The following is a 13,384-nucleotide window of genomic DNA, read 5'->3' on the forward strand; positions in this document are numbered from 1 at the left end:
CTTTTAAGGATGTGCGTGTTGATATGTTGATTTTAGTTTTCATCGCAATAGGAATAGCAATATTTTTGATTATTGTATTGATAGCTTTGAAGAAGATTGTACCTGAAAAAAAGTAAAGTATTACTTTATTGTTTTTACCGTGTAACTGTTGGTAGCACATCGACAATCATCATTAGCATTTTTATCGGTGGCTGGCGTGGAATGGGCTACGGGATTATTGGGGTAACATTCTTTATTGGTACGATTTTGGGTGGGGTCATTCATAGTTTGTTACATTCCTTCTTGGAGAAAACAAAGGCTTAGCAATCTTTGGAATTGAGGTGGTTGCTATGTTTTGGGCTAGCAATTTAGTCTAATTGTTATTTGTTATAGATATTGTTTCAAGAGGTTGGAACAGTTTGACCCAACCTCTTAAAACTTTACTTACAGATAAACAATTTCAGTAGCAACTGTTTGTTGAAAAGCTTTGTCATGTTCAACAATAATCATTGTAGGGTTGAAGCTTCGAATGAGCTCTTCAATTTGAATCCGCGAATAGATATCAATAAAGTTTAACGGTTCATCCCAAATGTATAGATGTGCTTTTTCACATAAGCTTTTAGCAATTAACAGCTTTTTCTTTTGGCCACCAGAATAATCTGCGATGTCCTTTTCAAATTGAATGCGATCAAAATCCAATTTACGAAGAATGGCTTTATATAATGTTTCGTCAATCTCATTGTCTTTAATATATTCGGAAAGATGTCCTTTTAAATGTGACGTATCTTGCTGGACATAGGAAATGATCAGTCCTGAGCTTAATGTGATGGTGCCTGTATACGCTATTTGCTCTCCTAATATAAGTTTTAAGATACTGCTTTTCCCACTTCCGTTTTTTCCATCAAGGACAATGCGGTCTCCATGTGCTACTTTAAAGCTGGTCGGCTTATTTATGGAATGACTATCGTAGGAAATCGAAACATCGTTCAAAACAACTAATTCACTTGAGTGATGTGTTATCGTTGAAAGTTTAAGTGCTTCGGTTTTTTCGACATTTTTAAGAAGCTTTGCCTTGTCCTCAAGCGCTTTTTGTTGTCTTGTTTCTAAGTTTTTTGCTCTTTTCATCATTTTAGCTGCTTTATGTCCGACATATCCTTTATCTACTTTCGATCCGGAGTTTACTGTTCCGTTTTTTGAAGCTTCTACTTTATTAGACCACCCTGCGGTTCGCTTTGAAGACTGTTTTAATCTTTTGATATCATTTTGGAGGCGATGATTTGCAGCTTCTTCATGCACCTGCTGTCTATCAAAATTGATTTTCCAAGTTGAATAGTTCCCAGCTTGGACTTCAATGTTGGCTTTGTTAATCGATAAGATGTGGTCTACGCATCCATCTAAAAAGTTTCTATCATGTGAAATTAAGATAAATCCTATCTTCCGCCGTAAATATTCTGAAACGATTTTCCTTGCATCTGTGTCTAAGTGATTAGTCGGTTCATCAATTAAAAGAAATTGGCCATCATTTAAAAACAATGCAGCAAGCAATACCTTTGTTTGTTCGCCGTTTGATAATGTATTAAACGGTCGGTATATAGCTTCAGCATCGACATTTAGATAAGCAATTTCTCGTAGAAATTGCCAATCCTCTGCCTGTGGGCAAATTTCTTCAAGTATTTCATGTGTATTTCTGTTTTTATTTGACACTGGATAAGGGAAGTAATTAAATTGTACGGATGTGATAATTTTCCCTGTATATTCATAGTACCCTAATAATAAATGTAAAAAGGTTGTTTTGCCTCGCCCGTTTCTTCCAATAAATCCAAGCTTCCAATCTGTATCGATTTGAAAATTGACATTTTCAAAAATATTATCAAAGCTGCTTGGGTAAGCAAATGTTAAGTCTTGTACGTGTATCATTGACATAAACATTCCTCCTTTGTATGTTGCTTTATCATATATACAAAGTTGGCACCTCACCATGATAGGCAGTTATACATAGTAAACGCTTATCTAGTGTAGGTGTCATTAGGGATTAGTTGTTATCATGTCATTCCTCTCCTTTGTTTTTGAGAGAATAAAAAATCCTCCCAATTTTGATTGGAAGGACTAGTCTTTGGTCTAGATTCATGAGTTCATAACTGTCAAAGAATTAAAGATATTCCTAGAACTGATTTAAAAATAGATAGACTAATCCTATATTTTGCGATTTGAATGTATTCATTTCAAATAAAAATATAGATTAGTTAATCATTGTTCATCCATCAGTCCTCTCATCTAATGTATGTTTATCTTATCAACTATTTATTTGGAAATCAATAACAAGTAAAGATGTTAGTTGTATTATCTAGTTAGTAGACTGATACTTCATTTTACGCATCCAGTTTGATTCAGTTAAAAAAATTATGAGAATGGGAAGCCTCATTACTGCCTCTTCATACAACAATATGTGAAATTAGCATAATAAAACGTGAACTAAACAAATAGACCACGTATTTTAATTTTATTTATTTATGAGACCTGTACTAATTTCCTGTAAAGCTCCGTAAAAACACTCAATATCATCAAAATCTGCTTGTTTTTTTAGGCAGGCACAACGCTCATCGATAAAGCCTTGCTTCAACTTCTCAACGTTTAAATGTTCATCTCCTAATTCCCGTACGATTTCATAGCTATTATGGTCATCCACTTTCATTCTCCAGTCCTGATAGACTTTTTTCCCTAGTTCATACTGGTCAACACTACTCATGTTTGTATCCCCTTTTATTTTTTGAAATAGTTTGTCAATTCTATACATAATCATCGTACATAATGTGACAAAAGACAACAGTTATTGTGATTTTTCCTTATTTAATTATTAGTCATTAATAAAAATATACATGATAAACAATTTTATTAACAACTGTTTTTTACATAATTTAAAATTGTTTGTAAGTGTACGGAGAAAAATTGAACATATTCCTATATATTTTCTTTTGCTGCTTCCTCATCTTCACGTTTTATCACATTATCTACTGCACCAAACAAAAAGAAAAATAAATACATGAGCAGAAAGTAAACAATTTCTGTATTCGCAGACTGAAATTCGATGATATGTAAACCTGCGTTCATGAAATGCATGAACAAGAAGAAAATGACAAATTGAATCGTTTCAAATAGAAATAATGTTATTTTATTATCACGTTTTTTATATTTTAAAATCGCTTCTACTAAAATACTTAATGGTGCTAACAATATAAATCCAGCAAAAATTGTTAGACACATATAAAGTGCTCCTAATGGATGTTGAAAACTAAAATCTAAAAATAGTCCTATTAGTGACTGAAAGCCGAGCATGACTGCAAAAACGACAATGGCAATTCCTGTGATGATTAAAGTGATTGTGGAGATATTCTTCGTTTTCATACTATAGTTCCACCTCGTATTATCTACATTTAATTGGATTATTAGAGTTCGTAAGGTCAATAGCTTACCTTACGAATCTTCACCAATAGTTATGACGAAATGGTATGGAAAAAGTTTCATAATTAATCATTTTTATAATGAAATAGTCATAAATGTAATACTCTCTTATGAAAGACCTTCTTCATGTCTCTAGTTTAATAATTGTAGAATAGAAGATTATCATATAACTATAGAAAATGACTTATCTACTGACAAGTCATTTTCTCATTATTTCTTAGTTTGTTTTATATGCTGTTTCGTGTGTATACTTTGAATCTCCTTTTTGCTGTGTTTCTTCGTTTGATTTAACTAGTTGTGATTCAAGCTCTTCTAACGATCTTCCTTTTGTTTCAGGTACAAACTTCCAAATGAAGATTGCTGATAGTAAGCTCATTAGTCCATAGAATGAATAGGTTAACCCTCCACTAATTTCCATCATTGCCGGATAAGTAGATGAGATAAAATAGTTCGCAGCCCATTGTGCTGCAACCGCGATGGCAACTGCTTGACCTCTAATTTTGTTCGGGAAGATTTCAGAGATTAATACCCATACGACTGGTCCCCAAGACATCATGAATGATGCTGTATAAATAATGATGAAAATAAGTGTGCCAATTCCGATTGTATTTGTATATGCCATAGTGGCTACACCGAACATACCGATTGTCATCCCGATAGAACCAATGATTAATAATGGCTTACGCCCAAACTTATCAACAGTGAAGATTGCGATAAGGGTGAAGACGACATTGACTAAGCCCATAATAATTGTTTGGAACATAGATGCATCTCTACCTGCTCCCATACTTTCAAAAATACGTGGTGCATAGTATAGTGCAACGTTAATGCCGACGAACTGCTGGAACACGGATAATAAAATACCGATAATGACGATCGCTTTACCGAATGAAAATAGTTTAGCTTTCCCTTGATGTTTGTCAAAGGAAGATTTAATTTCAACTAATGTTGCTGTTGCTACTGCTTTTTCGTACAAGCGATTTAAAACTGACATCGCTTTCTTGTCCTCGTTCTTTAAAATTAGATAACGTGGTGTTTCCGGTACAGTGAATAAAAGAACTAGGAAAAGTGCTGCTGGGATTGCTTCTGAAAGGAACATGTAACGCCAGCCGATATCGTTAATCCATTCAATTGTTTGGCCGTTCGCGATTCCGTAATTGACGAAATAAACGACAAGCATGCCGAGAATAATGGCAAATTGGTTTAAAGATACTAATGTTCCGCGAATTTTCGGTGGAGCCATTTCACTAATATACATTGGTGCAACTGCTGATGCGAGACCAACCCCTATACCACCGATGATTCTATAGATGTTAAATGTAATTAATAACGCGATTGAAGGCTCTCCTTTTGTGAAAAATAAAAATTCCGGGTAGGCAGAGCCTAATGCAGATAGAATAAACAATACTGCTGCAATAACGAGAGAATATTTTCGTCCGATGTTTGATGCAAAGTAACCGGATACAAAACCGCCAATAATACATCCGATTAATGCACTTGAAACTGTAATTCCGTGGACTAGTGAACTAAGTCCAAGGCTATCTGTAAAATATGCTTGAAGTGCTCCTTCTGCTCCGGATATGACGGCAGTGTCGTATCCAAATAATAAACCACCGAGTGTGGCAACTAATGTAATTAATACAATATAGAAATAACTATTCTTTTTCATATGTTGTTGAAAGAGACTATGCTCTTTCATCCCCTCCCTTTATAGTTCATTCGCTAACGCTTTCATAACAGGTTGCGAAAGTAGTGTTTGCTTGCTGTATAAATAAATTATCATGTAAACGGATACTTGATTTCGCTTTCATCTGTACTTTTTTGTTAGTGTCTAGATTTTTTTGTGATTTGGGGAAGGAGTACATATTTGCTGTAGTAAGTTACTAGATGTTTAATCTTGTTTCAAGTTCTTGTAGTTTTTTGTAACTAAGTAGCGAGGTATGAAGTGTTCTAGCTAATCTAATTTGTGTAGGGGTATTGTGTGGTTATCACAAAAAAATGAAGCAGAAGAACCGTCCGAGACCATTGAAAAAGTATTCTTATTAGAAAAATAGAATTTATCGAACAAAGTTGACGTTCAGTTTGATTGCAGCACGAGTACTCGCTTTCCGCGGGGTGGGTGCTGAGCCTCATAGCTCCTTGCGGCTACCCGTTATCAAACTTCAGGTCACCTCCCTACGATAAGTCATCATCGATTCGCCATACGGCTCATCGTGATTCCTTTGGTCTTAGTCGATGCCCCTCCAGTTTGTACGTCGATGGGCAAGCCGCCTACGCTTTTCGTACTCCTCAGCGCAAACGCCTGCTCACGTCTCAGCTCTCCCACTCATCCCGCAGGAGTCTCGCAATCAGCTCCAACCAAACTATACGGAGGATAAGCACATTAAATGTACAATAAATTGTTTAAGAGTTTATACTTATCTGAAATCAGTATACTTTTTCAGTGGCTTCGAACCGTCCCTCTGCTTCATTTTCGGTATTCGGTGGGGCTTGAGCCTGTTGCTTTTTTGAAGACACGGCTGAAGTAGTTTGGGTCTTTGTAGCCGATTGTGAGCGCGATTTCTTTTAGGGACATCGTTCCTAGTAAGAGCTCTTTTGCTTTTTCGATTCTTTTTTTTGTTAAGTAGTCGATAAAAGTGATATTGAATGTTTCTTTGAAAAGCTTGCTTAAGTAGTAGGAACTAATTCCAGCATGTTCAGCAACTTCTTCTAGGGAAATTGATTTTTGATAGCGGCTATCGACATAATCTTTTGCTTGTAAAAGGAGTGTTTGCACCCCATTTGAACGATATTCTGCTATATGCTCAATAATTTTAAGTAAATGTGCTTTTGCAGCTGTTTTTAGCTGCAACGTTGTTGAAAATTGCCCGAGGTTTATTTGAATTTCATCGTTATAACCTAACTCAGCAAGTGACCGTGTCAGGACAATGAAGAAATGTTCAATTGCCCTATGTGTTGTATTCACTTCGTAGTTGTTCGCTTCCTGGATTACTTGAAAGTATTGCTCGAATAACTGAAGTCCATGCTGGCTGTGTCCCTTTTTGACAACATCAATTAATTTTTTCTCGAGCTCTGATGGGACGAGTTGTTTGCGCATTTGCTTTATTCCATCATGATAAACTAAATAGGAGCCTTTTGACTTCGTTCCAGTAAGCCCTAGGGCATCAAGCGCTTGTTGATATGATGTTGAATAATCATTAACATTTTTTACAATGGAACCAATTCCCGCACTTATACGTGTGTCTTTTAACTGCTTTTGCATATTTAAAATGATTGAGCGTGCAAATTCATCCCGGTCATCATCATCTTCGACAAAACGGAGTACTGGAACTTGAAACCCTGTTAATGGCCCAACGAGAGATTTCGGATAGTACGTTTGGATGACTTGCTTTAAGTTTTGGTACCAGCTACTTCTTTGCTCTCTTGTTGGATGAAGTGCTTGTGCTGTAAATGAAAACACCGTAACGAAGGCCGTTTTATTCCCCAGGTCTAATAAGTCTTCCCAGTCTGTTTCATTGAATTCATGAACGTGGTCCATGATAAATGAGATGATAAATTCCATTTCAACGAGCTGATTGAGCTGCTTTGATTCAGCATCTTTTAGTTTTTCGGCAGTTATTTCATTTGCCATCCGGTCGTAAGCCTCTAGCAATTCTGACATTTTACTTGGCTTTAGCAAATACTCCTTTATCCCATACTTCATTGCTTCACGCGCATATTCAAATGTATCGAATGCTGATACCATAATGTATTTTGTTTGCGGTAGTACGTTTAGAATTCTTCTTATTGCTTCAAGGCCATCAAATTCAGGCATTTTGATGTCCATAAAGATTAAATCCGGTTTATGAATGAGTGCTAGTTCGACGGCTTGTTTTCCATTTTTGGCCTCTGCAACGACTCGAAAGTTTGTACGTTCTTTTGTTAGCATAAGTTTCAAGCCTTCTCGTTCTAGTTGTTCATCATCGACTAGCATGATGTTAATCATCATTTGCCTCCTTCCTTAATTTGATTCTGACAGTTGTTCCTTTACCAGGCATTGAATTTATTTCAAATTTGCTTTCCTTTTGAAACAAACGGAGACGGTCCATTACATTTCTCATACCGATACCTGTTGAGTGACCTGACCCTTGAAGTACCTCTGCATCTTTATCATTGAGAAGTCGGTGAATCGTAGTTTTGTCCATACCAATACCGTTGTCAGATACTTCTATGACGACAAAATCATTTGCTTCATATATTTTAAGTTCTATAACTGCTCCTTCTGCCATGTGTTCGATTCCGTGTATAAACGCATTTTCAACTACTGGTTGTAATGTTAGACATGGAATTGGAATGGCAAGACATTTCGTGTCGATTTTTTCCCTGAATTCAACACGGTCGCCAAAACGGGTCTGTTGAATGAAAAAATATTCCTTAACGATTTTTACTTCATCCCTTAAATATGTTTGCCTATCAAGACTACCAATGTTGTAGCGTAGTAACGTTGACATCGATGAAATAAGCTCACTTGTGTTTTCAGCCCCTTCGATAAAGGCTGTTTTTGAAATCGTATTTAACGTATTAAAAAGAAAATGGGGATTGATTTGATTTTGGAGGCTTTTAAGTTCCATTTCCTTTAGCAATTGTGCTAATTTCGCTTTTTCTTCGATTTCACTCATTGAAGCAAGTATATTTTGCTTCATTTCATTAAATGTTTTTGTTAAAAACCAAAGCTCGTCCTTTCTTGAGACAACAACATCTTCCACATTATAGCGTCGCGCGGATATTTCTTTTGCTGCATTAGTAAGCTTGGCAATCGTTCGCGTAATTCCAGTTGAAAACCAAAGCGCAAATAATATGCTAATGAGGATGAGTAAAACAATTAATGATAAACTAAATAGTTTCGTATACTTTATTTTTTCATCGCTGATCTTTGCTATTTTCTGATATGTTGTTAGGTTTTCGTTGATAATGTCGAGCGTTAACTCATGTATATAGATAGATGTACGATTTGCTTCTTGAAGATGAAATGAGTATGCTTCAATATCCTGCTTTGTCACAGCTTCAACGGTATTCGTTACACTTTCAAGAAAACTCGATATGATATTGATATAGTTTTTTGACTTGACTCCATGATTTTCTTTCAGTTGAAATGTTTTTTTAAGCTGGATAAGTTTCTGTTTATTTTTCTCAAGAGTGTTTAGGTTTTCTTGTAATGGTTCATGAACATAAATTTGTAATGTATCAAAGGTTTGAGTTGTTTGATTAGTTAATTGATTTAATAAGAACTGTGATTGTTCATTTTCTTTATACAGCCCGATTACGTTTTCGTTGCTCTGCTCACGTATTAAAAAGATAATAACGAACAGTAACAGTATCGTTGCAAAATAGATAAGGAGTTTTGTTCTAAGTTTAATCATGATGAACCACCCTGCTCGACATGTGGAGAACGAATAATTGATGATTCCGTATGTGTGACATCATGAATTAGCTTACCGTTCATTACTTCTAGCATTGTTTCGATACTGTGAAAGCCCATCTCATATGGGTGCTGCTCAACAATTGCATCAATGTCTCCATTTCGCAACAACGTCATATTTTCATCAATCGGGTCAAAGGTGATTACATACATATCGTTTTGTTTTTGTAATGATTTAGCTGCGGATACAATTCCTAAGCCGTTATACGAACTTGTTCCATAAAATGCTGTAATATCATTGTGTTTAATAAGCATATCGTATGCAGTCTCTTCTGCTTCCACTCGTGATATTTTTGATTCTTTAATTGCAACAATTTCGATCCCTTTCTCTTTTTCGACAATATCTTTAAAGCCTTGAACTCTCTGCATATGGTGTGGATTTTCTAAGCTGGCGGTTATAATCCCTACGGTAGCTTTACCATTTGTATCCTCGACTAATGCCTTCCCTGCCAGTTGCCCAGCTTCATAGTTATCGGATCCGATATAGGCATGCCGTTTGCTATCTGGTGAATCTGTATCAATTGTTATGACAGGGATATTTTGTGATTCAGCTTGATTAATTAATGCTGTAAAGCTTTCATTGAGACCTTGAACAATAATCCCGTCCACTTTTGATTTGATCGCTTTATCAATAAGCATTAGTTGTTCCTCTGGGTTGGAGCGCTCTGGACCGATGTATTCAACATGAACGTTGTGCTTTGACGCTGCAGCTTTTGCACCATCACCTACAAGCTGCCAATATTCATGCTGCATCTCTTCAACAATTAAGGCAAAATGATATTTTGGTAAAGATGCTTTTGGTGAGAGAGCACTTTCAAGCTTTTTTGTGTGTGTCTGAACTTGATTAAATAAATAAAACGAAATGATAATTGTTAAGATACTTAATGTGATAAGTATGAAATAAATGATTGGTTTACGTTTCATTAGACCACCTAACTTATTTGGTTTTCCCTTCTAGATAATAGATGAAATTGTCTGAAATAAGCAAGGGTAAAGTAAGGAGTCATCTATTTTTGAAACCAATCTGCTCGTTCAATGTGTGCGAACGGAATCACGGTATCGATAACACCGTTAACGGTTTGAAGAGCAATATTTTCACCCTTCAGCCAATTTGAGAAGCTGATTTTTGTATGTGGTTGGTCTCCCCCAATGGCAAGCCATGCTTCTAATGGCTGAGGGAAATAGGCTGACGTATGGATAGTCCCTGCCCAGCTCCCGTAAAGTTTTGAAAACACACCTTTATTTGTATCATTTAAGAGTCTAAATGCTTCTTCACCACTTAAATTCATTTTTTGTTGTTCATCAACTATTTCCAAACGTTTTTTAGAATCATCAAGAATGTGACGATTTTCTTCAGTCAGGATTTTGAAATGATTTGTACATGAATATCCTTCTCGAACTGCAATTTTGCGTGGTGAAGTTTCAACAATCATTGGCGATGCACAGGTTTTATCAAATAAGACATAGCTAAACGAACCGCGATGTGGGATTTCGTTCAGAAATGCAACTGCATCCGAAACAGTTGCACAACATTCAAGAATAAGCCTGCCAATCATATGACAAACAAAGCCGTCACCTGGGCGTTTTCTATTCATAAAGGTGTATCCCATTGATAAGCCTTTTTCGTTCATGCCATCACTTCTGCCGGTGATTTTCTGAGTAAAACCAATTGTCGCAAATCCGCCATCTGTTGGCTGAAATAGAACGTAACGACCGTCATATGTTTTAGGATGGTAATCATAATTACGAATCATATAATCGCGTCCGACATAAATAGAACAACCTGATCGTGTCAGGTTCACCCGGTATCCACCGAATTCCTGTAATACCTTTTCCATTGGCCATTTTAATGCATCTTGTAAGCCTAAAAATTCGTTCCAAATAAACGGTGCCCACTTTTCGATTGCTTGCTTTGCTTCATTTATATCAATTGTGAATTTTGGTCTTCGCATCTTCCATTGCTGCTCACGATTTTTGACGAGAATCGAATCTAGGATTTGCTCTCCTTGTAAATAACCAAAATCATAATGTGTGTTACGTGCTTGAATGATGTTCACATGTATATTCTTCAATTCTTTGCCTCCGGATGATGGTTGAGGAAGCGTGGGGACGGTTCTTGTGCTTCCTTTATATAGATAAGGATATATGGAATTAGTGGAAAAGGAAAGTAACGAAGACTTTAAAAAAAGTTCTAATATAAATTAAAAGTTTACCTAGTAACAAGGATGATGTTTTGTTGCTTTCCTTTACGGTATACAAACTTCATTCATATAGGGTGTAGTTATCATTATACTAGCATACTGTAGGGGGCATAATTGATAACGTTTGAAGCTTCTGTTGATTTGTTGTTATAATATTGTGTTTCCTCTCAAGAAGCACAGGGACGGTTCTTCCGCTTCCTTTTTCATAATAAAGGAAGCAGGAGAACTGTCCGAGACCATTGAAAAAGTATTCTTATTAGAAAAATAGAATTTATCGCACAAAGTTGACGTTCAGTTTGATTACAGCACGAGTACTCGCTTTCCGCGGGGTGGGTGCTGAGCCTGTCTAGCTCCGGCGGCTATCGACTATCAAACTTCAGGTCACCTCCCTACGATAAGTCATCATCGATTCGCCATACGGCTCATCGTGATTCCTTTATCTCAGTCGATGCCCCTCCAGTTTGTACGTCGATGGGCAAGCCGCCTACGCTTTTCGTACTCCTCAGCGCAAACGCCTGCGGGGTCTCAGCTCTCCCACTCATCCCGCAGGAGGTCTCGCAATCAGCTCCAACCAAACTATACGGAGGATAAGCACATTAAATGTACAATAAATTGTTTAAGAGTTTATACTTATCTGAAATCAGTATACTTTTTCAGTGGCTTCGAACCGTCCCTCTGCTTCCATGCTGCTTACAAAGGTTCTAGTTCCTCCTCGGTAAGCCATTTATGGTTTGTTGCCTTTTGTCCGTCAGGTGTTGTGAAGTTTACCATATAAACGGTTGTCTCTGTAGATGAGATAATTTCTTGTTCTGTTCCTTCCATGCCCATCATATGATTAGCGGATGTTTTAGCTTTCTCTCCCCGTTGTAATGTCTCTTCTCCTACATCGATGAGTTCTTCATGAATAATCCATTTATGATTTTCAACTCTTGGGTGGGCATTATCTGAAGGTGTATAGGAAGTGACGTATGCTGTTGTTTCATAGGCGCCAACGATTTCTACTTCTACACCCATCATCATTTCCCCCATATGGTCTGTTTTGCTTTTTGCTTTACTACCAACTGGATAGGTTGGGTTCTCTGCTACTTTTAAATCGCTAGGAACATCACTTGAACCTTGTAAAATCATATGGGAATGGTCCATCTCTTCCATTTGCTGATTTGCACATGCTGTTAAGAAAATTGTTATGACCAATAGAAAAAATTGTGTAAAGCTTAGCTTGTTTGTCAATGTGTAAACTCCTTTAATAATTATTATTCATATAATAGTTTGGACATTATTAATCGTAGGAATACGTAGGAAGCGCGGGGACGGTTCTTTCTGCTTCCTTTTCACAAGAAAAGAAAGCAGGAGAACCGTCCGAGACCATTGAAAAAGTATTCTTATTAGAAAAATAGAATTTATCGCACAAAGTTGACGTTCAGTTTGATTTCCGCTGCAGTACTCGCTTTCCGCGGGGTGGGTGCTGAGCCTCCTCAGCGCAAACGCCTGCGGGGTCTCAGCTCTCCCACTCATCCCGCAGGAGTCTCGCACTTCCGCTCCAACCAAACTATACGGAGGATAAGCACATTAAATGTACAATAAATTGTTTAAGAGTTTATACTTATCTGAAATCAGTATACTTTTTCAGTGGCTTCGAACCGTCCCTCTGCTTCATAGTTTTTTGAAGGTTTGGTGGGAGAACCACATGATGTTGAGGGCAAGGAGGCTGGTTGCTAGTAATGGGATGAGTCCTGAGATGTACCAGTATATGCAAAGTAGGATAGTGGTTGTAAAGATGATGACAAGGGTTGATGATAGCTGTGATAGGCCAATAAGTAGAGAAAATTTTAGGTATTGAAAAAATTTTAGTTTAAAATGTACATAAACAGGAAAGAAATTTAATAAAGTAATGAAGTAAAGCAAACTTATGCAAATCATGATCGCATGGAATATTTGAAATAGTAGATTTGAAGATGACATCTGAAAAAAGATGATTTCAAATCTTAAAAATATGCCAATAGTGAGAAAAATTATTCCAAATAGATTTGCTTTAATAAATTCCTGACGATAAGTGTTCCAAAATATACGGAAGGTTGTTTGTTCTTCATTTCCGGTAATCCATTTCCGGATGAGAGTGAATAAACTAACAGTAGCCGGCATAATACCGAAAATACCTAACCCTAAAAGGGTGAAAAGCATCCAGAGCAAATTGGCGTATACAAGCTTAATCATCCATTCACCTACAAAATTAATTACATTGATTACTCCACTTCGTTGCATGGACGTTTCACCCTTTCTGTTATTG

12 protein-coding genes are annotated in these 13,384 nt (G+C 36.7%); 1 reads left to right on the forward strand and 11 read right to left on the reverse strand.

What is annotated here, in order from left to right; translation table 11 throughout:
• The first annotated feature begins 96 nt into the window (after window positions 1-96).
• Window positions 97-303, forward strand: coding sequence for a YesK family protein (locus tag J2S19_RS06300; RefSeq protein ID WP_307338877.1), 207 nt, complete (start codon window positions 97-99; stop codon window positions 301-303).
• A 120-nt stretch (window positions 304-423) separates the two neighbouring features.
• Here J2S19_RS06300 and J2S19_RS06305 read toward each other — a convergent pair whose 3' ends face one another.
• The 11 genes from J2S19_RS06305 to J2S19_RS23675 all read right to left on the reverse strand — a co-directional run bounded on the left by J2S19_RS06305 (window position 424) and on the right by J2S19_RS23675 (window position 13,359).
• Window positions 424-1,902, reverse strand: a complete 1,479-nt coding sequence (locus J2S19_RS06305) for an Lsa family ABC-F type ribosomal protection protein (RefSeq protein ID WP_307338879.1) — start codon at window positions 1,900-1,902, stop codon at window positions 424-426.
• A gap of 577 nt (window positions 1,903-2,479) precedes the next feature.
• Window positions 2,480-2,725: a hypothetical protein gene (locus tag J2S19_RS06310; protein WP_307338882.1), complete on the reverse strand. Its 246-nt coding sequence runs from the start codon at window positions 2,723-2,725 to the stop codon at window positions 2,480-2,482.
• Window positions 2,726-2,937: 212 nt separating this feature from the next.
• Entirely contained in the window at window positions 2,938-3,381 is a 444-nt protein-coding gene (locus tag J2S19_RS06315) for a hypothetical protein (RefSeq protein ID WP_307338884.1), read from the reverse strand.
• Between the two features lie 274 nt (window positions 3,382-3,655).
• Window positions 3,656-5,137, reverse strand: a complete 1,482-nt coding sequence (gene xylE / locus J2S19_RS06320) for a D-xylose transporter XylE (RefSeq protein WP_370875073.1) — start codon at window positions 5,135-5,137, stop codon at window positions 3,656-3,658.
• Window positions 5,138-5,626: 489 nt separating this feature from the next.
• Window positions 5,627-5,764: a hypothetical protein gene (locus tag J2S19_RS06325; RefSeq protein WP_307338887.1), complete on the reverse strand. Its 138-nt coding sequence runs from the start codon at window positions 5,762-5,764 to the stop codon at window positions 5,627-5,629.
• Between the two features lie 141 nt (window positions 5,765-5,905).
• Window positions 5,906-7,423 (reverse strand): response regulator, encoded by a 1,518-nt coding sequence (locus J2S19_RS06330; RefSeq protein WP_307338888.1) that lies wholly within the window; start codon window positions 7,421-7,423, stop codon window positions 5,906-5,908.
• Window positions 7,416-8,837: a sensor histidine kinase gene (locus J2S19_RS06335; protein WP_307338892.1), complete on the reverse strand. Its 1,422-nt coding sequence runs from the start codon at window positions 8,835-8,837 to the stop codon at window positions 7,416-7,418. Before J2S19_RS06335 ends, J2S19_RS06330 begins: the two co-directional genes overlap by 8 nt.
• Window positions 8,834-9,820: a sugar-binding protein gene (locus J2S19_RS06340; RefSeq protein WP_307338894.1), complete on the reverse strand. Its 987-nt coding sequence runs from the start codon at window positions 9,818-9,820 to the stop codon at window positions 8,834-8,836. The genes J2S19_RS06335 and J2S19_RS06340 overlap by 4 nt, the downstream gene beginning before the upstream one ends.
• 83 nt (window positions 9,821-9,903) lie before the next feature.
• Window positions 9,904-10,968 (reverse strand): C45 family autoproteolytic acyltransferase/hydrolase, encoded by a 1,065-nt coding sequence (locus J2S19_RS06345; protein ID WP_307338897.1) that lies wholly within the window; start codon window positions 10,966-10,968, stop codon window positions 9,904-9,906.
• An 819-nt stretch (window positions 10,969-11,787) separates the two neighbouring features.
• Window positions 11,788-12,327, reverse strand: a complete 540-nt coding sequence (locus J2S19_RS06350; protein ID WP_307338899.1) for a DUF1541 domain-containing protein — start codon at window positions 12,325-12,327, stop codon at window positions 11,788-11,790.
• Between the two features lie 423 nt (window positions 12,328-12,750).
• The gene (locus J2S19_RS23675) at window positions 12,751-13,359 is read right to left on the reverse strand and encodes a YesL family protein (RefSeq protein ID WP_370875074.1); all 609 of its coding nucleotides are present in this window, start codon (window positions 13,357-13,359) and stop codon (window positions 12,751-12,753) included.
• Window positions 13,360-13,384 lie beyond the last annotated feature (25 nt).

The sequence above is a fragment of the Metabacillus malikii genome, assembly GCF_030813355.1.
Classification (GTDB): Bacteria; Bacillota; Bacilli; order Bacillales; family Bacillaceae; genus Metabacillus; species Metabacillus malikii.